26 protein-coding genes are annotated in these 25469 nt (G+C 42.8%); 23 read left to right on the forward strand and 3 right to left on the reverse strand.

What is annotated here, in order from left to right; genetic code table 11:
- Positions 1 to 259: 259 nt before the first annotated feature.
- From FLL45_RS00570 to FLL45_RS00615, 10 genes are all read left to right on the forward strand, one after another.
- Positions 260 to 1210, forward strand: coding sequence for a hypothetical protein (locus FLL45_RS00570; RefSeq protein ID WP_142887851.1), 951 nt, complete (start codon positions 260 to 262; stop codon positions 1208 to 1210).
- 24 nt (positions 1211 to 1234) lie between these two features.
- Complete coding sequence (locus tag FLL45_RS00575; RefSeq protein WP_142887852.1) at positions 1235 to 2131, forward strand: DUF350 domain-containing protein; 897 nt, start codon at positions 1235 to 1237, stop codon at positions 2129 to 2131.
- Between the two features lie 96 nt (positions 2132 to 2227).
- Positions 2228 to 3976 (forward strand): polyamine aminopropyltransferase, encoded by a 1749-nt coding sequence (locus FLL45_RS00580; RefSeq protein ID WP_210247078.1) that lies wholly within the window; start codon positions 2228 to 2230, stop codon positions 3974 to 3976.
- A gap of 100 nt (positions 3977 to 4076) precedes the next feature.
- The gene (locus tag FLL45_RS00585) at positions 4077 to 4493 is read left to right on the forward strand and encodes a DUF2170 family protein (RefSeq protein WP_142887853.1); all 417 of its coding nucleotides are present in this window, start codon (positions 4077 to 4079) and stop codon (positions 4491 to 4493) included.
- An 18-nt stretch (positions 4494 to 4511) separates the two neighbouring features.
- Complete coding sequence (locus FLL45_RS00590; protein ID WP_142887854.1) at positions 4512 to 5195, forward strand: PspA/IM30 family protein; 684 nt, start codon at positions 4512 to 4514, stop codon at positions 5193 to 5195.
- Between the two features lie 56 nt (positions 5196 to 5251).
- Positions 5252 to 5890, forward strand: coding sequence for a hypothetical protein (locus FLL45_RS00595; protein ID WP_142887855.1), 639 nt, complete (start codon positions 5252 to 5254; stop codon positions 5888 to 5890).
- 4 nt (positions 5891 to 5894) lie between these two features.
- Entirely contained in the window at positions 5895 to 6221 is a 327-nt protein-coding gene (locus FLL45_RS00600) for a hypothetical protein (protein WP_142887856.1), read from the forward strand.
- A 439-nt stretch (positions 6222 to 6660) separates the two neighbouring features.
- Positions 6661 to 6909 carry a DUF2164 domain-containing protein gene (locus tag FLL45_RS00605; protein ID WP_142887857.1) on the forward strand — a complete coding sequence of 83 codons (249 nt, stop codon included), beginning with the start codon at positions 6661 to 6663 and terminating at the stop codon, positions 6907 to 6909.
- Positions 6906 to 7439, forward strand: coding sequence for a GNAT family N-acetyltransferase (locus tag FLL45_RS00610; protein ID WP_210247079.1), 534 nt, complete (start codon positions 6906 to 6908; stop codon positions 7437 to 7439). Before FLL45_RS00605 ends, FLL45_RS00610 begins: the two co-directional genes overlap by 4 nt.
- 8 nt (positions 7440 to 7447) lie before the next feature.
- Complete coding sequence (locus tag FLL45_RS00615) at positions 7448 to 7855, forward strand: hypothetical protein (RefSeq protein ID WP_142887858.1); 408 nt, start codon at positions 7448 to 7450, stop codon at positions 7853 to 7855.
- 8 nt (positions 7856 to 7863) lie between these two features.
- Here the strand turns inward: FLL45_RS00615 and FLL45_RS00620 are convergent, their stop codons facing one another.
- Positions 7864 to 8892: a CDP-glycerol--glycerophosphate glycerophosphotransferase gene (locus tag FLL45_RS00620; RefSeq protein WP_142887859.1), complete on the reverse strand. Its 1029-nt coding sequence runs from the start codon at positions 8890 to 8892 to the stop codon at positions 7864 to 7866.
- A 333-nt stretch (positions 8893 to 9225) separates the two neighbouring features.
- Between FLL45_RS00620 and FLL45_RS00625 the strand changes: the two genes are divergently transcribed.
- The 9 genes from FLL45_RS00625 (at position 9226) to FLL45_RS00665 (ending at position 15770) form a co-directional block, all read left to right on the forward strand.
- A complete protein-coding gene (locus FLL45_RS00625; RefSeq protein ID WP_142887860.1) occupies positions 9226 to 9573 on the forward strand; it encodes a DUF2956 domain-containing protein in 348 nt (115 codons plus the stop codon).
- A 6-nt stretch (positions 9574 to 9579) separates the two neighbouring features.
- Positions 9580 to 10272, forward strand: coding sequence for a hypothetical protein (locus tag FLL45_RS00630; protein WP_142887861.1), 693 nt, complete (start codon positions 9580 to 9582; stop codon positions 10270 to 10272).
- A gap of 74 nt (positions 10273 to 10346) precedes the next feature.
- Positions 10347 to 10751, forward strand: coding sequence for an NUDIX domain-containing protein (locus FLL45_RS00635; protein ID WP_142887862.1), 405 nt, complete (start codon positions 10347 to 10349; stop codon positions 10749 to 10751).
- Positions 10752 to 10760: 9 nt separating this feature from the next.
- Complete coding sequence (locus tag FLL45_RS00640) at positions 10761 to 11168, forward strand: response regulator transcription factor (RefSeq protein WP_142887863.1); 408 nt, start codon at positions 10761 to 10763, stop codon at positions 11166 to 11168.
- A gap of 87 nt (positions 11169 to 11255) precedes the next feature.
- A complete protein-coding gene (locus FLL45_RS00645; RefSeq protein ID WP_142887864.1) occupies positions 11256 to 11786 on the forward strand; it encodes a DUF4199 domain-containing protein in 531 nt (176 codons plus the stop codon).
- Between the two features lie 14 nt (positions 11787 to 11800).
- Positions 11801 to 12175: a VOC family protein gene (locus FLL45_RS00650; RefSeq protein ID WP_142887865.1), complete on the forward strand. Its 375-nt coding sequence runs from the start codon at positions 11801 to 11803 to the stop codon at positions 12173 to 12175.
- Between the two features lie 218 nt (positions 12176 to 12393).
- Positions 12394 to 13353, forward strand: coding sequence for a threo-3-hydroxy-L-aspartate ammonia-lyase (locus tag FLL45_RS00655; protein ID WP_142887866.1), 960 nt, complete (start codon positions 12394 to 12396; stop codon positions 13351 to 13353).
- 79 nt (positions 13354 to 13432) lie between these two features.
- On the forward strand, positions 13433 to 15244 hold the full coding sequence (locus FLL45_RS00660; RefSeq protein ID WP_142887867.1) for a hypothetical protein: 1812 nt from the start codon (positions 13433 to 13435) through the stop codon (positions 15242 to 15244).
- Between the two features lie 160 nt (positions 15245 to 15404).
- Complete coding sequence (locus FLL45_RS00665; RefSeq protein ID WP_210247080.1) at positions 15405 to 15770, forward strand: DUF5329 family protein; 366 nt, start codon at positions 15405 to 15407, stop codon at positions 15768 to 15770.
- Between the two features lie 30 nt (positions 15771 to 15800).
- Here FLL45_RS00665 and FLL45_RS00670 read toward each other — a convergent pair whose 3' ends face one another.
- Positions 15801 to 17468, reverse strand: a complete 1668-nt coding sequence (locus FLL45_RS00670; protein WP_185964273.1) for an amidohydrolase — start codon at positions 17466 to 17468, stop codon at positions 15801 to 15803.
- A 339-nt stretch (positions 17469 to 17807) separates the two neighbouring features.
- Between FLL45_RS00670 and FLL45_RS00675 the strand changes: the two genes are divergently transcribed.
- From FLL45_RS00675 to FLL45_RS00690, 4 genes are all read left to right on the forward strand, one after another.
- Positions 17808 to 18512 (forward strand): DUF3667 domain-containing protein, encoded by a 705-nt coding sequence (locus FLL45_RS00675; protein ID WP_142887869.1) that lies wholly within the window; start codon positions 17808 to 17810, stop codon positions 18510 to 18512.
- Positions 18513 to 18522: 10 nt separating this feature from the next.
- Entirely contained in the window at positions 18523 to 19809 is a 1287-nt protein-coding gene (gene bioA, locus FLL45_RS00680) for an adenosylmethionine--8-amino-7-oxononanoate transaminase (RefSeq protein ID WP_142887870.1), read from the forward strand.
- Positions 19810 to 20004: 195 nt separating this feature from the next.
- Positions 20005 to 21906: a serine/threonine-protein kinase gene (locus FLL45_RS00685; protein ID WP_142887871.1), complete on the forward strand. Its 1902-nt coding sequence runs from the start codon at positions 20005 to 20007 to the stop codon at positions 21904 to 21906.
- Between the two features lie 14 nt (positions 21907 to 21920).
- Positions 21921 to 22553 (forward strand): hypothetical protein, encoded by a 633-nt coding sequence (locus FLL45_RS00690; RefSeq protein ID WP_142887872.1) that lies wholly within the window; start codon positions 21921 to 21923, stop codon positions 22551 to 22553.
- Between the two features lie 146 nt (positions 22554 to 22699).
- Here FLL45_RS00690 and FLL45_RS00695 read toward each other — a convergent pair whose 3' ends face one another.
- Positions 22700 to 25210 (reverse strand): DUF305 domain-containing protein, encoded by a 2511-nt coding sequence (locus tag FLL45_RS00695; RefSeq protein WP_142887873.1) that lies wholly within the window; start codon positions 25208 to 25210, stop codon positions 22700 to 22702.
- Between the last annotated feature and the right edge of the window lie 259 nt (positions 25211 to 25469).

Below are 25469 nucleotides of genomic sequence, written 5' to 3' on the forward strand. Positions count from 1 at the left end.
TGCACAGGGTCAACTCGATCTCGGGTTAGTTAAAAGAATTGGGCTAATCAAACCGGTAAATAGCGCTAAATAGAAAGCGCTTCAAATGAAATAAGTTCTTCAAATTAATCAATTTTTAGTCCTAACACGAGTTAGGCAAACTTAACAAAGCACTAATAATTTGAAATAAACCTATTGTGTTAATCGATTGGTGTAATAGAATCGCAAATCGGTTACCGCGCCAAAGAAGCGCGACCTTAAAGTTTCTAGGGGAGGATCAATGAAACACCCATGGATAATAATAGCCTTTCTATTTTTGGTTGCAGGGTGTACCAGTCGCAGTGAAGAACTGAATCATATGCTGAAACAGCGTTATAGTCAGATCGAGACTGCAATTAACCAACTGCAACTAAAACTCAACGCTAACCAAATTAGTAATGCCACTCGGCTTGGAATTTACTCGGATAAATTAGAGACGCTAAAGCCAGAGTATCAAGAACTAATTGATAGTTTGAGACGAAACGCGACAACCAGTGGACCACTATTTTTGGCCTTGGTTGATCGCTTTGAACAAGTGAAAAAGGCTCCCGGCGAGTCTGTTGCTCAGCTTGAAGAAAAATACATTGAAGCTTCCAACGTTTTAGAAGCGCTGCGCCCGGCAACCTTTAATGATGCATTGTCCGATACCGTGAATGTCATGGCGGATATTTCAGATGGCGAGCTGACAAGAGTCAATTCACTCAGTAAAGACTTAGAAGCAGCATCCAATAATTCGCAAGATTTTGGTGCTGGTTCTCAATATATTGGAAATCCGACCTATGGCCAATGGCGTACAGGAAGTGATGGACTGAGCTTTTGGGAATGGTATGGGATCTACGCGTTATTTGATAATTTAAGTGGTGGCAGGCGTCATTATTATCATAGCTGGTCTCGCTCGCGTCCTTATTCCTATTATCACGATTATGGGCGTTATCGTTATACCAGTCCCGCTAATTACAAGAAACAATCGCGTTTAGAAACGCGCACTCAAAAGTCTTTTAGAAGTCAGGGTAAGCGATTTAGCAGTCCTTACGCTAAGCAACGCGTAGGCGCAAGTCGACTCTCTAAGGAAAGCACTTCCCGACCTTCCTCTGGCAGCTTCAGGAAAGCATCAAGTTATCGAAATTCGGCGTCCAGCACTACCAGACGGGGCAGTTCCAGAACAAGCCGCGGGCCGAGCCGTGGTAAATAAGAATAATTGTGGGAGATTCAAAAAATGAACTTTAACGAAATAACAATCTGGGAATACCAAGTGCTGGCACTGGATTTGGTGGTTATTATTTTACTGTTAATAAGTATGCGGTTCTTAAAAGGCTTTTTCTCAAAAGTGCATACTTTGCAAGAGTTAAAAGAGCGTAACAATGCGGCATTTGGAATTAGTTATGCGGGTGGGATTCTGGCGCTCGCGATAATGCTAACAGGTGTTGCGTCAGGTGAAGTTGCTGACACGGTAATGAGTGAAGTCACCAGTGTTGCTGTATTTGGGTTACTTGGTTTAGTCATGATTATGGCTGGACGACAAATTCAGGATCGACTGGTACTACGTCAGCTCGACATTCATGGCGAGCTGGTGAAAGGCAACCTTGCTAGTGCGTTTGTCGATGTCGGTCACATGCTTGCGGTCGGTTTAATTGTGAGAGCCGCAATGCTTTGGATTCCCGTATCTGACTTTAGCATTATTCCAGTATTATTGGCGGCCTTCGTGCTGGCACAGGTGGTTATGATGGTAGCCAGCTTGTATCGAATTAAATTGTTCAAGGTTCGCAACCAGGGGGAGTTGAACTGCTTACAAACGGCGCTGGCTGCGGGCAACTCTGCACTTGCGTTGCGTTACGGTGCATTTATGGTTGGTGCTGCGCTTGCGGTAACCACCGCGACAGGATTAGCGCCATATAGTCTCGAAAATGTTTGGTTGTCGGTTGCTATTTGGTCTGCTGCTTCGTTGATTGCGATTGTCGCATTTGCTGTGATCGTTATGATAGTGCGTAAACTCGTATTGGCTGGCATTGATGTGGCAGAGGAAGTCGATCAAGAAAATAATGCTGGCGTTGCAGCGATTGAATCGGCGATTTTTGTCGGCATGGGGCTGATACTTGTTACGCTCTTTGGCTAAAACATCAGTATTATTTTTATCAGTTTGAGTCTCGAGAAAAATTTAACGAGGCTCAAGCTTGGTTTGATAGAACGTTGACCCACTCAAGAAACCATTTTGAAAACCGCGATTAATACCAACCGCTTTCGGCTCTTTGCTCATGATGCAATGTTAATTAGCATCATGGCGGTGCTAGCTGCTTGTGGATTGATCTATGAATATTTGCTGTCCCATTATGCAGGACGCGTGTTGGGGATTGTGGAAACCGCAATCTACACCATGATCGGTGTCATGATTGTCTCTATGGGCTTAGGGGCATTTGCTGCCAAAGCCTTAAAAAATCCGTTCAGCGCATTCGCGTGGTTGGAAGCGACGGTGGCTTTAATTGGTATGTCATCGGTGCTGGTCATTTCGGCAATCATCGGGCTTACCAGTGATTTACCGACAATTTTGACTGACGCTTTTAACTTGCCGCCTGACACCGTTCTTGAAGGCGGGATGCTCGAGCAAATTAAACTTTATGCGAGACACTTACCCTACATAGCCGGTTTTTTCTTGGGATTTTTTATTGGCATGGAAATCCCGCTCATTGCGAGAGTCCGAGAGCAAGTCTATGGTCGGCATCTAAAAAACAATGCAGGCACTATTTACGGTGCCGATTATATCGGTGCAGGCGTCGGCGCGTTTATCTGGGTTACCAGTATGCTGACAATGGATATCACCGCTGCTGCCGTTTGGACGGCTTTTTTTAATATCGTCGCAGGCTGCCTATTTTTATTTTGCTACTGGCAGGAAATTCGTCGAGCGGCCTGGCTCGTTGGATTCCATGTCTTCCTCCTAGTACTGCTATTTGTCATCGCTGATAGTGGTGCTTACTGGATGAAATCTTTTGCGAATGTGCTGTATAAAGATAACGTGATTTATCAGACGAACTCTAAATATCAAAACATTGTCTTTACCGAAAAAAAGATCGGTCATGACCAACAAATTATTGATATGTATTTGAACGGTAGGCTCCAGTTTAGCAGCGCTGATGAGCATATTTATCACTCAATGTTGACCTATCCTGCTTTATTGGCGAGCCGAAAAGCCGAGCGTGCCCTTGTCATCGGTGGCGGTGACGGGCTTGCTGTGCGTAATATTTTAGAGTGGGATCCTGATGAAGTTGTATTGATTGATCTTGACCGAGAGTTGGTTGGGCTATTTTCTGAAAAATACGCGCTAAAATCCGATGAAAAAACCGAAAACTTGAGAGCTCAGATGCTCACATTAAATCAAGGTGCTTTTGAAGATGAGCGAGTGTCGGTGATTTTTGGTGATGCGTTTATCGAAATAGAGCCATTATTGGCCCAGCAAAAACTATTCGATGTTATTGTGGTTGACTTGCCTGACCCCAGCCACCCAGATTTAAACAAGCTTTACTCCGATTACTTCTATGCTCGACTCAGGCAAATACTGAGTCCTGATGGCGCCATTGTCGTTCAGTCGACTTCACCTTATCATGCCCATAGTGCCTTTGTTAGCGTAGGCAAGACCATGAAACAGGCCGGCTATCAGCATGTAGAACAGTTTAGACAGAATGTTCCCAGCTTTGGTGAATGGGGCTGGACTATTGCGACTAAACAGGGAAGTACACCAAGCAGCCGGATCCGTGAGAAAACAGTCCTGCCGGTCAAAAATAATTATATTACTCATGATATCCTAATTGGCGCGTTTGCGATGCCTGCTAATTTTTATCAATCGATTGATGAGATTAAGGTGAATTATTTGGGTAGCGGTGTGCTTTATGACTACCATACTCGTGCCTGGCAAAAAGATGTTGGGGTGTTTACTAACCAATCAGCTAGCCGTATCGAAAACGAGTAAGTAAAAAGTTTTCCAATAAAAGGATTGACATTTTATGTCAGTCTTATTAACCTAACAGTGTCAATGACATTTTATGTCAAAAATATGAGGAACATCTAAAATGCAATTAAAGGACCTGGCAATTCAACTCAGTGGTTATATCCAAGACGGGTTTAAATTGGACGTACTGCCAATTCAAGAAAATGGCGACGGCGAAATTTCAGTCTTACAAGTAATCGTTGAGGGGTTTGACGAACTACCTATTTTTGTTACTGCGACAGATGAACAGATTCTTTGTGTCACTAACTTGTTTGTTCAAGATGAAGTGAAACCTGAGTTACTTCAAGAGTTGCATCAAACGATGTTGAGACTTTCGATAAATATTCCATTGAGTTCGCTGGGCTTAATTGATGATCAGTTCGTTTTGTTTGGTGCGATGAGTACTAATACCGTGTTAGATAACATTGCCCATGAATTGGTTACGCAATCAGAAAACGCGCTTGACTCACTGGAAGCATTAGAAGATTTTTTGAAATAGGTTAAAGGAGCACAAACTATGAGTATCTTAAAAAAGATTGTTACAGCCCTTCGTGGTGGTGCAAGAGAAGTTGGTGAGGCCGTTGTTGATGCCAATGCGATCCGAATTCTTGAACAGGAAATTAAAGACCAAGAAAACGCCATCGCTAAAGCCAAAGATTCCTTGACCGAGGTTATGGCTGACGAGTCTAAAACGGGCCGTCAGATCAATGCGATAAAAGATCGTATTGGTGAGCATGAAGGTTATACGCGTCAAGCATTGGAAAAAGGTGATGAAGCGTTAGCGCTTGAAATTGCTGAAAAAATTGCAGAGTATGAGAACGAATTAGCCGAATTACAGCCGGTATTAGAAGGTTACCGTTCGAGCGTTGCGATGCTGAAAGAGCAGATTCGAGGAGCTGAAAAGTCGGTACAGGAGCATAAGCGTGAATTATCAGTTGTAAAGACTACTGAAAGAGTCCAAAAAGCGCGAGTTTCTGTTAATTCATCTTTGTCTTCAGGGGTGTCAAAGTCATCAGCGGCACGCGATTCATTGAACCGAATAAAAGAGAGACAGCAACGTCTTGATGATAAAATAAAGGCTTCAGAAGAGTTAAATGCTGAAAACACGGATGCCAACCTGAAAGCTAAAATGGAAGCTGCGGGTATTGGCAATACCAAGTCGCAAGCCAGTGATATATTAGCGCGATTGAAAAACAAATAGTAAAGACAAATGCAACGGAGGAGCTATGCTCCTCCTTTTGCGTATAAGGAGCCTCAATGTTTAATAAATGGTTTGGGAAAAAGGAAGAGTCAGTTCGCAAACTTGAACAACCTGAAGATCTGATCCCTGGTGATATGTTTGATATGCAGGATTCATTTGGGCTTCCTCAAGCGGTTCGCGGTAAGACTTTTAAAGTTGTTAGTGTCAATACTTATGAGTATCAGTACGGCAAGGAAACTGAGTTTCTGCTCGAAGGTGAAAGTGGTGAGCCTTATCACATGACGGTTGATAATGAAGATGGAGAAAAGTACATCACTTTCGCAATGAAAATTGAACGCGACGAAGTTGAGTCACTATTTGATATGGCGGCTTTCTCTGAAATTTTCGAGGATGAACCTGGAAACGCGCCAATAGAAACGACCGCAAAACGCGATAATTATGAACGTTGGGTTGCTGAACGGTATAACCGAGACGGTGATTGGGTATCGGGATATTTTCACCAAGCAGATTTTCGTCATTCATCTTTCTCTCAGTTTGAAGACGATAAAGCTGAACCTTTTGAGGCTATTACATTGGTATCTGATGATGATATGTATTCTGTTGAGATTGAGGTTTGGCCGAACGGAGAGACCGACGTCAGTCTCTGTGTTTCTCGCCCCGTTGCTGATATAAAAGAACTCTACGGGAAGACTTAAGTCGATGAGTGATAAAAATACCAAGTGGAAAAAACAGGAAAAAGCGGCAAAAGCAACTCAAGTTGCGTTTGATGTCAGTGAATCGGTACACAAGTTCATTCAGAAAAGTTCCGTCGACGATAATTTAAAGTCCTCCGACTTTATTCGTAAGGTGCTTGGCCTCGAATATAAAGCCAAAAAAGTAAGACCTCGATTGACTTTAACTTTGAGCGATTCAGATTATGCGGTTTTAGGTAAAAGCTTTAACATTGACCCCAGCGATCATATTGCGATCAAACATGCGGTCACCAAATTACTCGTCGATTTAGCAAACAGTCATTCGAAAAAATAATTAATTATCAACATTCTCCTCTAACTCGATTCCCGTCGATCGGTTGCTGCAGTTGAACAACCTATTGGCGGAGAAGGGTATTACTGAAACACTCAAAATAACCTTCGTACTTACCTGTCAGCACGTCAACCCGTAAGTTGTGGAGAGATTTCATTGCTGCTGGAAGCGCAGCATCTTTCCTCAGTCAACATTTTCAAAAAAAGTTAATAGTCGACTTACGGTCCGACTTAAAGTAAATTGAGCCTCGATGGGAATGAGCTGAAGTCAATGAATACTCTAGCTATCTCGTTTAGCGAATATCAGCCCTTTTTTTAAAAGACTGTTTGCGGCAAGTGTTGTTTTACCAATGATGAGATATTGCTGGCGATGACCTTGTTTTAATCGAGAGATATCGCGAGCGTAGATAAATCGCTTTAATAGATAAAAGGTACTGAGAACTGTGACAGAGATTAAGTTTTCAAAGGAGCAGAAAGCGAGGCTGGTTCGAAGGATTCAACTTTATTTTCAGGAAGAGCTAGATCAGGAACTCGGACAATTTCCTGCTGAGTTTTTATTAGATTTTTTTACTGAAGAAATCGGTCCTAGCTTCTATAATCAAGGATTATATGATGCACAAGCTGTATTTGAATCTAAAATGGAAGGTATTGCTGAAGCAATTTATGAAATCGAGAAGACATCCGACTTATGAATGAGATTATCCAGGATCCTAAATTGGAAATCAGAGAAGTCACAAACATCTCTAGTATGCGAGAGCCACTGAATGAAGTTCTCATTGACTGTGTCGACAATGGCGCATCGATTGGTTTTTTACCGCCACTGAGTGAGGTTGACGCAGGACACTACTGGGCAGGTGTTAACGCAGACTTACAAGATCAAAATCGAATAATGTTAATTGCACTGGATAACCGCAGAATAGTTGGTTGTGTGCAACTTGCTCTGGTCTCTAAACCCAATGGAGACCATCGGTGTGATGTTGAAAAATTAATGGTCCATACCGCTGCGCGGGGAAAAGGAATTGGTCAACTACTGATGAAAGCGCTCGAAGAAAAAGCTAAGTCCTTACATCGAAAGTTACTTGTTCTTGACACTCGCTTGGGTGATGCAGCTTCTCACCTTTATCGAAAGCTCGGGTTTCTGGAAGCCGGTCAGATCCCCGACTTTGCAAAAAATGAAAAAGGTGGATTAGATCCGACGGTATTCTTCTACAAAAAACTATAGCCGATAGAATGTATTCAGAACTATTTCGCTCATACGCATCAGCTTTTACTGCAATGGACGTAAAAGCAATCGCGAGTTTTTACGACTTTCCAATGACCTTTTACTCAGAGACGGGAGAGAGCCTGCCGTTTGATGAAGATACCTTTAATCGAAATAGCGAATCGCTCGTTGACCTTTATAAAGACTTTCAAATTGCCACGGTAGACTTTGAATTAGAATCTCAAACGAATGTTTCTGATGTCTTAGAGCTAGTCTCTGTCATCTGGCATTTTAAAAAGGTTTCTGGGGAGTTAGTCTATTCGGCGGTTACCCGTTATTTAGTTGGCGTTAGTAACGGTCTATTAAAAATTAAGGCGGTTTTCGTTATCGATGAATCCGCTAAAATTCAACAGTTAAAATTATCGCTTCAAGCTTGAAAAGCGTTCTATCCTATTCTCCAATAGCCGAGTTTTTTTCGATGGATAAGATTATCGAAAAGGTTTAATGGTTTTCGCTGTGTTTGCGGAAGCTCGCCTTGTATTAACTTGTCTACCGCAAGTAGCACTCTCTCGCTCGATAAGCCATCTTTGTATGGATGAATTTCACGACAGCAAGTGTAAATTGCATTAAGGACTTCCGATGGTCTTGATAATGCATAGAGGATTGCTTGTTCTATCTGATGAGGTTGTTTGATATTAATTAAATATTGATCAGGTTTGGCATTATTATAACTAACAACAGGTTTAATGAGTTGCAGAAACTCACTGATTATCGAAGAAGTATCAGAAAGCATAACGTCAGCAGTGCGCAGCATTGGTAGTGTTTCAGCAATTTGGTCAACCATGACATTGTCAGAAGATAAGGTTTTAAACTTATCAGCCCAAATCGAATTCATTTGCTCGGGAAGTTTAATTAACCAGAAAAAATGTTTTTGTGCGGCCAAACTTTTAATCGTGCTAAAACAATCCTGAGCACTGGATAGGGCTGGGGAGGCCGAAGGTGCGTATAAAACTATCGGTAACTCGGTGTCTATATTTAATGATCGACATGAGTACAGAGGATCAAGTTTAGGCCAACCAGTTTCAACCACGTTGAAGTCCAAATGTTTTTTAGCGAGCTGATTAAAACCTAACGTACTAAACTTACCCTGGGTGCAATAAAGGTCAAAGGACTGACAAATCTCGAAAAATTTGGATTTTTTGAAATCAAGCCCATTGAAAATCTGTACTTTAAATCCCGGTATAAAACTGGGAAGGTTGTTTTGAGTGGCAAAAACGACATCGGGTTTAAATTGAATGGCTGAATAAATATCGGTGACATAGGATTCGTCTGGACCAAAAAGATTGGTATCGATAGTTTTGTTAGTGACAAACCAGCAGCAGTCGTCGCCGCGTTTGTAGATAGCATTCTGCAGGGGACGTAAAATTTCTACGGCAGTGTTTTGGCTTATATAGAATAAGTACTTTCTGGCCACGGGACGTCAATTTGTTATTTTTATCTGATTCTAAATCCTAATGTGGGAAAACTGAAGTGGCTTGCAGCACAATTTCTGGTTTCCTTCACTTTTGCTGAGTGATAGAAATACTGGATTTGAGAAAATACACTTTTCACCAAGTCTCGCAGTCGACATTATGCTAAACTCCGTTGCCTTCAGAATAAGCGGCTATGCGCTGAGACTGAGCGCCTTTTCCAATGACATCGCGCTGAAATAGCGTTGGCGTAGTGGTAGGAAACACAATTCTTTGGAAAGCACATGGCGTGCAAGTATTTTTGAATTTAGTTTTGATTGACGAGCAGTGTACATAAAATGAGCAAAAAGAAGAATATGCCCTCCAAGGAGACCATTCAAGAAGCCCATGCGATAGCGAAAGCGACGCAACGTCCAGGCCAAACTAAAGAGCAGACTAAGCTCATCGAAAAAGGAATACAAAAGGGGATAGCCGAATACAAGAAACGGCAAAAGTCTAAAGCGCGAGAATTAGATAAAAAGCTTAAACAATCTAGACGTGATCTAAACGCTACTAATGATAAGGAAACAAGCGGTTTTGCTGATAAGCCTCCTCAACAGCCACGGTCAATAAACGTATTGTTACCTTGGGCGCTGTTACTCGCTTCTTGGATCGGCTTCATCGGATTCATGATGTTTGAGGTCTAAACTGCGTTGACCGCTCTCTCATTGTTCAATATCGCGGGCACGATAAATTCACTGTTTGTACTGTTCAGTATCTATGGTGTATTTTTACAGCTTACATTGATCTGGCAGCGTGCCCAACAACATTGCAGCTCAACCACCGAACTTCTTTCTCTCAACCAATTTACCGTTACCTTTTTTGCTTATTTCTCTTTTTTTGTTTATGGCTACAGCGTCGAACCTTTCAACCACTATATGGTTTGGCCAAGATTAATGGCGTGCTGTTTAGTATTTCTTATACTGTTCGAAATGTTTAAAGATAGAAATCAATTGCGAGTAAGGATTGTCTTCGGGTTAGTCGGAATATCGCTCATTTTAGGACTGATAGGGCTGCTAGTAGGGCCGAAAGTGGCTGATGAAAGTCATCTTATATCGACGGTCTTGATTCTAACGGTAAGCGGTGCGTTGGCACAAGGGTACTGGCACCAGATTCGATTGATTGTCAAACATGGCAAGACCGGCGCCGTTAATATCAAAATGAATCAGTATATTTTAGCGATGGATTTTTCAACGTTATTTTTGGCCTACACTATGGGCTTTGAGAATAGTTGGCCAATGGTTGTACTCGCGACAGTTTCAGGTTTAACAAAAGCCATTATCATGTACCTTTTTCGGTGGGTTAGAATAAGTCCAATAGCGGCTTCACGGCGTCAAGTCGGTTAAATAGTTTTTTAAGCGGGTCATACCTGTTAAAGTAATTTACCCGTATGGTGCGCAAATACTGCTAGGGAAAAGTTTTGTCGAAATATCTTAAACTGGTTTCAGGTGTATTACAGCAAGCTGATAACGTACTTCTCGGATTGCGTAAAAATACAGAGTATTACTCTGGCTTTTGGGCATTTCCCTGCGGCCGTCTCGAATCAGGAGAAAATTTTGTTGATGCCTTGAGGCGTGAGCTTTTTGAAGAAACCGGTATTCAGATGATTGATGGTGAAAATTTGACTACGCTTTTTGATCATGAACAACAAATCGAACACGAGGTATTTCAAGTTACCGAGTGGCGGGGTGAGCCAATAAACAGGGAGCCGCAGCTTTGCCAAGAATTGCGTTGGTTTCCACTAACCCAATTACCGACTCCTATTACGCCTGCAACCTTAAAAATTTTAATGAGCCTTGTTGGCGAAAATTCAGCGGATCAGTAGATAGCAGTCATGTGGCGAATAGTTGTTAAATATGGAATGATTCTATTTGGCGCCTTGGCCGCATTTAAATTCTTAGAATATCAGTTTTTTAGTTACAAACTATCGCTAGAAATCTACCTTGCAATCGTCGCCACCGCCTTTTTGCTTATTGGTATTTTATTGGCGAGATATTTCGCTGGCTCTAAACCGCAGAACCTTTCAACAATCGACGAAGAGAAATTAGCCCTATTTAGTCAACGAGAGCAGGAAATGTTGCTATTTCTAGCACAAGGATATACCAATAAAGAAATCGCAAAAAGCCTTGATATCTCTCCCAATACGGTGAAAACTCATCTTAAGAAGCTCTTTGATAAACTGGATGTCAACAATCGCACGCAAGCAGTGGCTGAAGCTAAGTCTCTGAATTTAATACATTAGTTATAATGTCACCCATTTGGGTGATAACATTTGCGGGCCTTTTTGCGGTAGTTTAAACCATCCATTCGAGCAGATAAGGAACAAACAATGCAAAATAACATTATTAAATACGGTCTTATCGCGGGAACAGTAATCGTTCTTATCCCTGTTGTGGCTGAGATGTTTATGGGCAGGGGACCTGAGACGTTTCGCATTGGCGAGATTATTGGCTATTCCACCATGATTTTGTCGCTACTACTGATTTTTGTTGCTGTGAATAATTACCAAAAGCTGAATCCACAAGAAGTCGTTACTTTCGGTCAGATATTTTTAATTGGCATCGGCATCAGTACTATCGCTGGAGTGATGTTCGGTCTATATAACTTAGTTTATGTCTATTATATTGCGCCCGATTTTATGGATCAGTACTTCAATTATTACATTGAGAATATTCGTAACAGTGGCGCCCCTCAAGCGGAGATTGAAAAGCAAATTGCACAACTAGAACAAGAGAAGTCTTTCTTTATGAGTCCAGTTGTTAACTTTTCGGCTATGTTTGTCACAGTATTTGGGATCGGCGTTATCGTTTCATTAATTGCCGGTTTCTTTCAACGAACAAAACAGGCACAAGCGGCCTAAAGGAGAATAAAATAATGGAATTACTGGGTATACGATTTTGTTCTGTTAATAATCAAGCAGAAAAAGAAATCGACTTTTTTGAAAACGGCTTGGGCTTAAAAAATAGCTTCAAGGACATGCAGGATGTAGAAGGCATGGAAGGTTTTTTTGGGGGAATTTTTTCAACCAAAGATGGCGCGAGTTGGGCTGAAATTTGGCCATCAGGCGAGCAAATGCCAGCTGGTCTGATGTTACAGTTGGTTGTTGATAACGCTGACAGTTTAGCTCAACATGCTGAAAAACAAGGTTTAGATCCGCAAGGTCCTGTCGATGCCCATGGCGAACGAATCTACTATATACAATCACCATCAGGCCTAAACATGAGCTTCCAGTCGAAACTCGAGCCTTAAACCATCAGCATTGATTGAGGGGGCTTTTCCTGTTTAAATAGTTGGCTTCCGAGGTTTTAAAACCGCTCAGATTTTTCTTTGAAGCGGTTTTTTTATTTTTTCATCCTGCTGTTGAATCAGTGCATCAATAGGCAGATAAAAATAAGCATTAAAAACCGAGATTAAAAACCAGGATTATAAAGTATCATCGGAATAGCTGAGGCCGAGGAAGTAACCACATGTTTGAACAAATTAAATCGGCGAGTAAACGCTTAAACGGAGTTGCTCATCATACTCCAGTACATACATCGAACAGTCTCAACCAAAAACTCGGTGCAGAAATATTCTTTAAATGTGAAAACTTTCAACGGGTTGGCGCGTTTAAATTTCGCGGAGCCTATAACAGTATTGTTCAACTCAACGATAAGCAAAAGTCACAAGGAGTGATTGCCTATTCATCCGGAAACCATGCCCAAGCGATAGCTTGTGTCGGTAAAATGCTTGGAGTGCCGACTACCATCGTCATGCCTACTAATGCACCAAAAGTCAAACTAGCTGCTACTAAAAGTTACGGTGCGAGAGTCGTTGAGTATGATCCTTTCACTCAAACTCGCGAAGACGTCGCGGCGGAAATTCTTGAAGGTAGTCAGCTACATCTAATTCCACCCTTTGATCATCCGCATGTGATCGCGGGTCAAGGTACTGCTGCATTGGAGTTGATGGATACGCATCCTGACTTGAATATGGTTTTAATCCCTTGTGGCGGCGGAGGTTTGCTCAGCGGCAGCAGTGTTGCAATAAAACACCTCAACGAACGTTGTAAAGTCTATGGTGTTGAGCCGGAGTTGGCCAATGATGCCAGTTTATCTTTTAAATCTGGGAAAATTGTATCTAAACCGAACCCACCGACTATCGCCGATGGAACTCGGACGGCTTCATTAGGCGAGCTGACTTTCCCGCTGATTCAAACTCATGTTGACGATATTCTTGAAGTGTCAGAAGAAGCGATTATGGAGGCGGTAAGGCATTTGTTTTACAGAATGAAATTAGTAGTAGAGCCGTCTGGGGCTTTGGGGCTTGCGGCGTTGCTCAGTAATAACCTCAAACCCTCAGGTAAAGTTGGGATTATTATCAGTGGTGGCAATATCGATAGTGAAACGCTTTGCCAAATCCTGAATCAGTCACCATTAATGAGTTAAATCAGTTATTATTGGTCGTTAACGAATTGTTAAAAACAAGACAAAATGAGAAGAATAAAGCCTGAACTAAGGAGCAGATATGGCATTTGAATACGGTTCCGATACCCTTGGTATAAAGAATCCCTTTAAATTTGAAGGCTTTGTGCTGACTATCCGAGGTCTCATCGTGACGATTCTTGGAATTGTGGCGTTACTCGCGGTTAAAGATTTAGTCGCTGGTGGCGCAAAGCTAGCAGGGTGGCTTTCTTTGGGGATAGGTGTACTACTCTTGGGAAGCGGGGTGATCGCCACTGGCCGCGGCTTATTTAAAGTCATGCGCTTTTTCGTCGGACGTGGCGTGCCTGCCAGCTTGTCGCAGAATATCAGTAAAAGTGAAGCTCATGTTCGGGAAGGGTATATCGCTTATCACGACAAAGATTTAGAGCAAATGTTGATGGGGCGTAAAAACCTGACGTTTGTCGAACCTCAAGGCTGGCTGGCGAGACTGATTCACACTGTAATGCCCAAGCTTTTATTTATGCCTTACCCGATTCGCACTGCTGCCCAGCAACTTTCCAGCGGATTGATTTATACCTTATTGGCGTTTCTCTGTTATGGGCTTGCTTGGTTTTCGGGCTCAACCGGGTTAACTGAGATTAGTAATACGCCGGTTCTCGATTGGTTAAGTATTGTTTTGGCGAGTTTTTTGTTTGTGATTTGGTTAGGGCGACGCTCGCCGCTCAAACGTGTCGTTCAAGTCTCCGTCAGCGGCGCAGGAACTGGCGGCGTTATTTTGATGGTACTTTTCTCAATCTTAGCGCCGGTGATACTAAGCTACATTCATCACAATGTTAAGCCACTTCCCGAGTTACCCATCTCTGCAGGCGCTTATATTGCAACCATGACTGGCTTGGGAATTTTAGCAACCGTTTATGGTTTGTTTTTAACATTTTTAAGAGCAAGCAAAGCGGATCCGAAAACCGAAGTATCTGAATTCAGGCATAACTGGCAAGAAAGTATTCACCCACAGGAAATCTTTATTAATTTTGAAAATATTGTTATGGCCAATCGCCGCTATAAAGAGATTCCTAATCGAGTTTATCGCGATTTTGACGCAAACCTAATCGAGCAAGGGAGTAATGATAAGGGAAAATTTTCTGGCGAAATGATTCAAGAAACACAGCCCGTATATCGCGAAATTCCGACTGTTCCTTTGTTTAAACAATTGCGTATTGCAGGCACTTTAATTGGTGAAACACTACTCGCTTTAGCCGCGATAATGTTTTACCTAGCGATTGAGCCTGTCACGCAAATTCAAAACGCGGTAGTTCCAGCGATTGATGCGCTAATTTATCCAACACTCATTTGGATTTTTGGCCGAATCATTGCCAACACGGCACACATTTTTTGGGCTGAGATGCATTTCCAATCCTTGATCGTTTTCTTCCAATGCCATGGTACTTATGCTGAGTCAAAGGTAAGTACGGGAGTGAGTATTCACGACAGTACTCGCTCAGAAAATGTCGTTGTGCGTTCAAGTATGACACCTTGGATTATCGCTTCGAGAATCGTTACTAGTTGTTTTGCTGAGAGCGGCACTAACAATCTTGAATATTATCGAAGAATTTTAGAGATGCATAAAGCGGATGATGATCTCGATAAAGTCACGGGCGAAATGCGAGAATTCCTTGGGGATCGTGAGACGATTGCAAGTGTCAATGAGAAAGACCTGGCCTCTGCGAGCGATATTTTTCAAATCAATCAAGAAACCCGCTCGGTTAATGCACAAGCAGCCCTTGAGAAAGACAAAAAACTTGAAATTCCTCATGAAATTGCCCGTGGTGAGACGACGACGTCAGGTGGTACTGACCTAGATAGCGATAGCGGCCTTGAGATTAAAGACAAAGAATAAGCTGGTTCAACCCAGTCTCTCACAAGGGGACTATCGCTGTAATAAGCAATTGAATCACAGCTGAAGTAAATATAGGGTTAAGTGCAACTAATGTGCTGGAGCGTGCGTCATAGTATTCATCGAGTGACTTTTCATTGTGAACTTATTGAGCGTTACTAAAGTGTTGAAATTAATTACGACCCTATTCTTATTGAGCTTGAGTCAAATAGCTTCTGCGGATATGCAATCTGAAATTGAGCATTTGCTTGGGTATGTCAAGTCGACTGACTGTGTTTATGAACGAAATGGCAAAAAGCATAATGGAGCCGAAGCTCACAAACATATTTTACGCAAATATGACTATTATGAAGATGATATTGAATCTACCGAGGATTTTATTAAGTACTCCGCAACCAAGAGTAATATGTCCGGAAAATTTTATTTAATTCATTGTCCAAACCAACCGACATTAACAAGCCAAGCGTGGCTGCTACAAGAATTAAGCGAATATAGACAAGAGCGAATTCAGCAGAGTAGAGCCGAGTGATGACTCGGCTCTTAGTGTGGACATCGAATGCTATTGTTTTTGGTATTTTTTCTCTCCTGCAATCCAAGTTTCTAGAACAGTCGTCTTCCAGATGTCCTCGTGTTTGCCATTGATCACATCGCGATCAACCAGAATAAAGTCAGCCCATTTTCCTTTTTCAAGTGAGCCGAGCGTTTTTTCTTGATGTGCTGCATAAGCGGCATTAATCGTAAAGGCTATCAGAGCCTGTTGCGGGGTAAGTTTTTGATCGGGTAACCAGCCGCCTTTCGGCAAATTATCTCTGTCCTGCCTAGTCACCGCTGCATGTAAACCATGAAAGGGGTTAGCGAGCTCTACTGGAAAGTCGGAACCAGCCGCGATAATCGTGCCCTGGTCAAGGAATTTTTTCCAAGCGTAACCGCCTTTAATGCGCCAAGGACCGACTCTATCTTCTGCCATATTCATATCACTAGTCGCGAAAACCGGTTGAATTGAGGCGATAACATCCAGTTCTTTGAATCTAGGGATGTCTTTGAGAGACACCACCTGTGAGTGTTCGTTACGATTACGTAACTCTCTACCGCCGATTTTCTTGTAAGTCTTTTCCAGCGCATCAAGAACTATCCGATTGCCTCTGTCTCCGATTGCGTGAACGTTAACCTGAAACCCTTTGGAAATAATCTTCTCGACGAGCTGGTCAAGGTCACGCGGTTTTGTGAGTAAAAGCCCCTTGTTGTCAGCGTCGTCAGAATAAGGCTGTAACATTGCTGCACCGCGACTACCGAGAGCGCCGTCGGAGTAGAGTTTTACACTGCGGATAGACAACATGTCCTTGTCATCTTTAATGTGACCAGCGTCTAACCACCGGTCTAAATCACGACTAGAACCGGCTAACATGCCGTAAATGCGTATCGGCAAGCGATTCTCTTTTGCGCGTTTAACGTAGGAGTCAATTTCCGGCTGAGTAATGCCTGCGTCGTGAATACCCACTAGTCCCAGAGCGAGCAAGTGCTCATAGGCTTTATCAAAAGCATATTCCAATTCAAGGCTGCTCATTGGGGGGATTTTCTTTTCGATAAGATACATTGCGGTATCAATAAATACACCGGTAGCATCACCATTTTCATCGCGAATAATCTTTCCGCCGGGTGGATCCGGGGTATCACGATTAATACCGGCAAGTCGCATTGCCTCGCTGTTAGCCCAAGCAGCATGGCCATCGATTCGCTCCAACCAAACTGGTCGCTTTACACCCGTTGCATCAAGTGACGTTTTAGTTGGAAATTCTTTAACCAGCCATAGTACTTGATTCCAACCTCGTCCTAAAACCCATTTCGATTGCGGGTTAGCATTGGCAAATTCTTTTACTTTAGCCGCTGAAGCGCTCTCCGATTCGACGCCGCGTAAATTAACGCGGGTCATTTCTTTGCCCAGGCCCGAAACGTGCGCATGCGCATCAAATAGCCCTGGAAGCATATATTGGCCCTTACCGTCATGCTTTTTGCAGTTTCCCAGGTTGTCAGTTAGATTTTGCTTGGTGCCGGTCGCTTCGACTTTACCCGATTCAAATTTAAGCCAATCAAAGCTTTTTAGCTCGGTCGAGCCAAAAACCGGGGTATAACCCTTGATGTTGTGATAAATATGGCATTGGGCTTTGAGGTTTGAGGAAACTAACAGACAAAGTGAAACCCCAAGCGCTCTTATTATAGATTTTCCCATTGAAGGTCCTTGGATGTTGTAACGATATTTGGGCCCACAAGTTTACTCGATTTTGCGCATAGTTGTCTAAGCGTTCGGCTCGCTTGTATCAGGGGATTTCGAAGTCAAAATAGACAAACTTAAAAAAACTGTTATTTGAGGGAGCAAAATCTTATTATTTGCAGCAGTGATTCTAAATGAGAGATATTGGTCGTGATTAAGTGCGTCAATTGTAAAAAAACTGTTGAGCATACTTATTGCGCTTATTGTGGCGAAAAGCGGTTCGATCAGCGACAGCTGTCTATCAAATCATTATTAAACCAATTGATAACTTCGCTCACTGACGTTGATGCCAAATTTATGCTCAGTTTAAAGTTACTCGTGACAAAGCCTGGTCAGTTGGCTCAAGATTATTTGAACGGCATAAGAGTTCATCGAATTAACCCTTTTCAATTATTTTTAATTATCAATGTCATCTATTTTGTATTTATTGTATTTGTTCCCCAAAATGCATTTACAACACCACTCGAAGTGCATTTAAACGCGACTAATTTTCCGCATCATGCGCTCGCTAATGATATGGTTGCTCAGGCACTCAGCGAACAAAATCTTTCTAAAACAACTTATGCGCAAAAATTTGATCAACTCATTCAAGTTCACTCCAAGTCTCTCGTCATATTATTGATACCCATGGTCGCGTTGATTAGCCTTCCATTGCTAAAAGAATGTTCTCATAAGATGATCGCTAGTGTGGTCTTTGCATCTCACTTTGTGAGCGCTTTATTGCTATTTATGATTGTTTTTGGAAGCCTACTGTATGCTTTGGGTGGGGTAGTGGATTGGCTTGGCGTCCCGCATATTAAAGCAATCGTGTTTTCGGAGGCGTTTGGCTCAATTGTTATGGTCGGTTTTTGCTTGAGTTATTTTGCCAGCAGTTTACGAAGAATCAATGGCATTCGCTGGCCGCGCGCCATAGGGCTGGCCACGTTTTTAGTTTTCGCTTTTTATTGGATAATATTAATTTACCGTATGATATTATTCTTTACTACCTTTTATAGTTTGTAGAACCGCTACTATGAGTTTAACTGACAGCCAACTCGCTTTTGATCGTGAGCATATCTGGCATCCGTATACGAATTTAAAAAATCCTACCCCGGTGTTTGGTGTTGAGTCTGCCGAAGGTGTCTATCTAAATCTTACAAATGGCCAAAAAGTAGTCGACGGTATGGCATCATGGTGGTCCGCTATTCACGGATATAATCACCCGTTTCTCAATCAGGCGATTGAAAAGCAGACTAAGAAAATGTCGCATGTGATGTTTGGCGGACTCACTCACGAGCCTGCGATAAAGTTGTCGCAAACCTTGGTCAATATCACTGCAGCTAAGCTCGATTGTGTTTTCCTCGCTGATTCCGGTTCAGTCGCTGTAGAAGTCGCCTTGAAAATGGCGTTGCAGTTTTGGTACTCGCAGGCACGACCAGAGAAGAATAAATTCCTGACGGTTCGTAATGGTTATCATGGTGATACCTTTGGTGCAATGTCGGTTTGTGATCCAGAAAATGGCATGCATGCGATGTTTGCAGGCGTATTACCCAGTCATATTTTCGTCGATGCACCAGGCTGCAAAGATGATGATTCGTGGAATGATGAGGATATTGCGCAGCTTAAAAGCACGGTTGCAGCACGTCACACAGAGATAGCGGCAATTATCCTTGAGCCAATTGTTCAAGGTGCTGGGGGAATGCGAGTATACGCGCCCGAATATTTACGCCAAGTGCGCCAGATTTGCGATGAATATGGCGTGCTCCTTATTCTAGATGAGATCGCCACCGGATTTGGTCGTACGGGGAGTTTATTTGCCTACGAACAAGCGCAAATTGTACCGGATATATTGTGCTTAGGTAAGGCGATTACGGGAGGCTATATGTCCCTTGCTGCAACACTAACGACGCAAAATGTGGCGCAAACTATCAGTCGTTTCGGTGGCGGAAATTTAATGCACGGGCCGACTTTTATGGGCAATCCACTTGCCTGTGCTATCGCTAACGCGAGTATTGAGCTATTGCTAGCTTCACCATGGCAAAAAAATGTACTGGCTATAGAGACACAACTCGAAGCCGAACTCCGTCCTTTAGAAAGCTTGCCCTCTGTCCATGAAGTCAGAGTTAAAGGGGCTGTCGGCGTGGTTGAAATGGTTCAAACCCTAGATATGCATACCATTCAACCGAGATTAGTCGAGTTGGGCGTTTGGATCAGACCATTTGGTAAATTGCTCTATATTATGCCCGCTTATTGCATGCCCTCTGATGAGCTCAGTAAGTTAACTCGAGCGATGCTAACTATTGCAGAGGAATCAATCTAGGCTGTATGATAGGTCAAGAGGGTAAACACGGGGAATTTCGAGACTGGTTAAAAAAGTTGCCGCTTATCCTGTCGCAAAATAACGGTTGTTGCGACTGATTGAGGAATCTAAAGAGACACATTGCCTCAGGCGTCAACGCTTTCGAAAGTTCGCATCGGATCCGAGAAGTTATGGAACTAATAATGGAATCTTGCGATGAGTAACAATAATAATAAATCGTCTCATCCAGAGTCAGAGCAATATAAAAGCAAATCAGAAACTCTAGAAGAAACAGAGATTACGGATTCGACTGAGGAAGCGTTGCCAGCCGAGGATGCAACGGTAATTGCGCCTGAAGTTGGAGCCCGTCGTTCGGCTAGAACAAATACCGAAAACACCAGCCAAAAAAATTACAATGAGCTCACCAGGATCAACTTGATTTTTCAAGATCAACATAGTGAGCATGGATTTCGTCGCGCGCAAAATGACGTCAATGAAGCCCTCAGTAAAAAAGAAATTTTGCTTAATAAGCGCTTTGTACTCGACTCTGTACTGGGTTCTGGTGGTATGGGGACTGTTTATAAAGCTAAAGATTTGCGCAAAGTTGAAGCGCATGATGCCAATCCCTATGTCGCAGTAAAAGTATTAAATAGTGACTTTAAACAGCATCCCAATGCGTTTATATCTCTGCAGCGAGAAGCGAGTCGCTCGCATTTATTGTCTCACCCTAATATTGTTACGGTTCATGATTTTGACCGTGATGGTAATACGATTTATATGACCATGGAGCTGTTGAAGGGAGAAGCATTAGACAGCTATTTGTATCGCAATCGTGATAAAACCATTAACAAAGAAATGGCGTTAAAAATAGTCGGACAATTTTGCCGAGCACTTCAGTATGCGCATCAAAAAGGCATTGTTCATTGCGATTTAAAACCAGCCAATATTTTTATTTCGGACAATGGGGTTAAAGTACTCGATTTCGGGATCGCGAGACTGGCGAGTGAATCAAAATTAACGGATCAATTTGACGCTGGCTCGTTAGGTGCGATGACCCCGGCTTATGCGAGCCTCGAAATGATGCAACAGAAAAAACCTGAAGCGAGTGATGATGTGTATGCGGCAGCGATAATTACCTACAAATTATTGACTGGTCGGCATCCTTATAATGAACAGCCAGCGGTGGCGGCACTTGGTTTAAAGATGCAGCCAGAAAGAATAGATGGTCTAACAAAACGCCAGTGGAAGGCTTTGCTTAAAGGTCTCGCTTTAAAAAGAGAAGAGAGAACGCAAACGATTCAAGAGTTCTACCAAGAACTGACTGAACCGGTCAAATTTCCCGTTTTCCGAGTTGCCAGTGCTTTATTACTAGGTGTTGTTGGTTGGTTCGTTTATAAAAATTATTTTGTTCCTGATGAACTGGCGGTTTTTGTCGAAACGACTAAGAATAATGCGCAGCAGTGCTATCAAGCGAAAGACTATGTTTGTGCGATTACGAGCGCAAACGCAATACTCAAGGTCGCACCAGACGATGATGAAGCGAAATCGGTTTTAGCCAATGCGGAGCGAGATTTAAAGCTCACTGAAATTAATGAGTTGTTGATGGCCGCCAATAATTGCTTTTTAAGCAATGACTATAGTTGTGTCGAAACAACGCTTGAACAAGTACTTTTACTGGACTCGAATAATCAATCCGCATTAGCGCTGCAACAAAAAATGGAAGCAGAAAAATTAGCAGAAGCAGAAGCTCGTGAACAGGAATCAAAACAGCTTGCTGAACTATTGAGCAAAGCTAATGATTGCTTAGAAAGAACAGATTACCAATGTGCAATAGAATTCGCGAGTGAAGTACTTGTGATTAAACATGATGAAGCTCAAGCAGAAGCGATTATTCGAAATGCCAACTACGCAGAGCAGAAACAACGAGAAAATTTTTTAAAGGCAGAAAAGATTTTAAAAGATGGGCAAACGTGCTTTGAAAAACTGAACTATAGTTGCGCGATTGCTAAGTCCGAATCGGCTTTAGAATTTGTTCCTGGTCACAGGCGAGCTTTACGCTTAAAGTCTGCCGCGGAAAGGGCCATTGCCGATGCCAAGAAAAATATTACGATAGAATAGCTGGAGGGAATCCAATGAATAATTTACTTTCTCAAAACAAACCAATTAATTTTTTGATTACAATGGGTCTCTGTTTGCTGCTTGCAACCAACTTAGGTTGTAAGAAAAAAGACTTGCAAACTTTGGGTGCAATTATTGCGATCGGTATCGCAGCGAAAGTCATTTATGATATGACGATCGAGCACGAAACCCAACAAGTCACTAATGAAAAAGAAGTCGTTAACAAATATAAAAAGGAACATAAGAAGCTCCCCAAAGAGCCTACTATAATCGCTTATCAATCCAATCTTCAACCGGGCAGCATCGTTAATCCTGGCGATAAAGTTACCGTTGTTTCTAGTCTCGAAGTTGTTCGTGGAGAAGCAACCAATCAGATGAAAATTGAAGAAAAGATTGTTATTTATGATAACGAAGATAGCAGTAAGGAAATTAAAAGCCTGACAAAAGTCGTTAATGCAGAGACAGGTCGCAGCGGAGAGTTTGCCAATGAATTTAAATTCACCTTACCAAAAGGTATGCCTCAAGGTGTTTACCCGATTAAAACTGTAGTTATCATCGATGGGAAAGAATCAACACCTGTTGAGACTCAGATGCAATTGGTGATGAACTTTGAGGCGACGCAAGAAGCGCTAGTCGCTTCTTTGTAATTGAAGTCAAGTTGCCCGAATAGTCTAACTAGTCGCAGCAACGATGTGCAGTCTTTCAATTTCATGTGAATGTGAACTTGAGAGACTGCACTGGATAAACAAAACAACGATTGAAAGCCTTCCTTAGCTTCGGGTAACTAATGGCCCTAAACTTCCTCAAGTGAGCGTACAACCTCGAGCAGTGCAGCGGAAAGCGTTTGTACTCTTGAGTTACCTGATTGACTCTCTTGTACTAGCAATTCAGCCAATTTGATAGCCTGGTTTTTATTTTCCTTGCTTGATGGGGTAATGCTTTTAATCAAGTCTTTCAATTCACTGAGTTTAGTTTTATTCACCGTTTCGAGACGTGCCAATTGGTCGGTATAGGCAAGAGCAACCTCGGGCTTAGCTGGCCATTTAAACATTTTCTGATATTGGGCGTTCACTATTTTGCTATCGATAGTGTTGGCCGCGGCAAGCTCATTCGCGGTAATAAATTCACTATCAGACAGTTTTAGTACATCAAACCCTCGCGCAATTTCCGAGCCGTACACGAGTCCTTGATGCCAATAAACAGACCAATAACCTGCGACGATTAAGTGGTCTTTATTAACCGGACCGCGGTCAAAGTGACCAATTTCAATCGGATTTGATGAGTCGGTGAAGTCGAAAAGTGACAGGCCGCCTTGATACCACGCTTGGACCATAATATCCCTGCCCGGAACTGGAACGAGTGAACCGTTGTGCGCGACGCAATTTTCCTTATCAGATTGGGGTGCGGGTAACTTATAATAACTTCTAAACTCGAGTTTGTTGTCAACGATGTCAAAGATAGCGTTGGCTCCCCAGCTAGCAGGATCATTCGCTCGGCAACGTGGCTGACCACCGCCGCCCCATTCATCAGTGAAAATTACCTTGGTTCCGTCGTTATTGAAGGTTGCTGAATGCCAGTAAGCGAAGCCTTTGTCGGTGACCGCGTCGAGCCGCTTCGGATTCAATGGGTCTGTGATATCCATCAAGATACCATTACCGGAGCAAGCACCTGCGGCAAGTTTTAGCTCTGGGAACACAGTGATGTCATGACAATGATCGGTGACCGCAGTATCTTGCGTATTTCTGCCATGATCACCACCTTGCCACAGTCCGGCAATAGAGCCACTGTCAAAGTCGGCAAAAATGCGAGGTTGATTAACAATCTTCGCCGCTGCAGGATCTTTTAAGGAGATCTCAACAACATCTATGCTAAATAGGGCCGAGTTTGGATCCTGCTGCGCATCGCTGCAACCAGCTAGTTCCTCACCTTTGCGGACGGTTGCGATACCAGAAACATAAACATAAAATTTCCCTTCTGTATCTGGATCGGTAACCACCGTATGAGTGTGTGAACCGCGACATGTCTGCACCAATCCAACCTGTTTTGGTGTGGTGAGATCGCTGATGTCAAAGATTCTGATTCCACGCATTCGTTCATCACTGACCACATCTGCAACACCTTGTAAACCACAGTCGATTCGACCGCGAGTTTGTTCAACAGACATAATCAACAAGTTTTCTACAATGGACACATCCCCCTGGCCGCCAGGACAAACAACTGACGAAACGAGTGATGGTTTCTCGGGATTGCTAATCTCAAAGATATTAAAACCGTGGTAGTTTCCGACAACGACAAAATCCTCGGCAAATGCTAAGTCAGTATTTGCAAAGTTAAAGAGTGCCGAACTCGCTTCGCGCTCTTTACCTTCTTGTCGAAATTTTTTGCTCTGTGCTTCGCGCTCCTCGGCATCAGCGTCTTTTTCTTCTGGTTGGCTGCTGGTTTTAGGGGCATCATCTTCTTGTTCTAATACGGCAAATCCAGCGGGATTTTGCGGAGAGAAAAATCCAGGGGGCCTTGGAATTGACACCTTGAGCTCGATATTATTAGCGGAAGATTCCGCGTCTAAGTAACCAGCGGTCAATCCGACGCGAGGGTCAGGGGAGAGACTTGCGAGCATCTTTGCCATACGCTCTATTTCCATCTTTTGGTCAGCGTTGATATCTGATGCGAAGGTGTACATCATTGACTCTTGAGCAGCACCGCTATTCTCGAGTAGCTCATCAACCATAATCAAAGCGCCGTAGTGATGCTTGATCATCAACTCGAGAAATAATTTATCAAAGGCGTTGGTTTTCGCATCAGCCAATTGTTGCATTTCTTCTGGGGTTAGCATTCCTGGCATCATTTCTGCACCATGGGCATGGTGGGCATGCTCGCTTGTTACATCTTTGTCACGCGCTTTCAGCCAATTTTGCATTGTTTTGATTTCGTCTTTTTGAGAGATATCGATTCGTTCAGCAAGTTGGATAAGTTCCGGGTTCTCACTGCGATCAGCGACAAGGTTCGTCATATCAATCGCTTGTGCATGATGCATGATCATGCCTTGCATAAATTCAACATCCGCGTCAGTGTAGAGGATATGAGCTAGGTTGCTGGCTGCTTCGGCGCTAATTGTGCGCGTTGGTTTACCGGGGGCGTCCGGTTGGACTATCTTTGCATTTTGGGTAAGTGGATGAGGAGAATTGTTTACCGCTTGGTCGACACTATGTTGCGCTTTTGTGTCTTGCTTTTGTATTTCATTGTTTGGTTCGTCAGAACATCCAATCATGACGGTCAAGACCGTTAAAAAAGTGAGCAGACGCATGGAGTATTCCCTGTTTTATTGATTTTCTTAGGGAATCAACGCTAGCAGATAAGCGGTTTTAGGGCAATGCTTCTCAAGCTTAGGTTGGATCGATTATGTTTACAAAAATTAGAGAGAGTGGACTGCTCACAAGTTTCTCAACTGAGGCCGTTGATAAGTTTTTTTTTCAGACGGTGAAACCATGAAAGAATATGGCCGCTGAGTAATACGCATTGACCGGTTACACAACAGCCAATGCTTGCAGGTTGTTCGTCAGAGA

The organism is Aliikangiella marina (genome assembly GCF_007004765.1).
Classification (GTDB): Bacteria; Pseudomonadota; Gammaproteobacteria; order Enterobacterales; family Kangiellaceae; genus Aliikangiella; species Aliikangiella marina.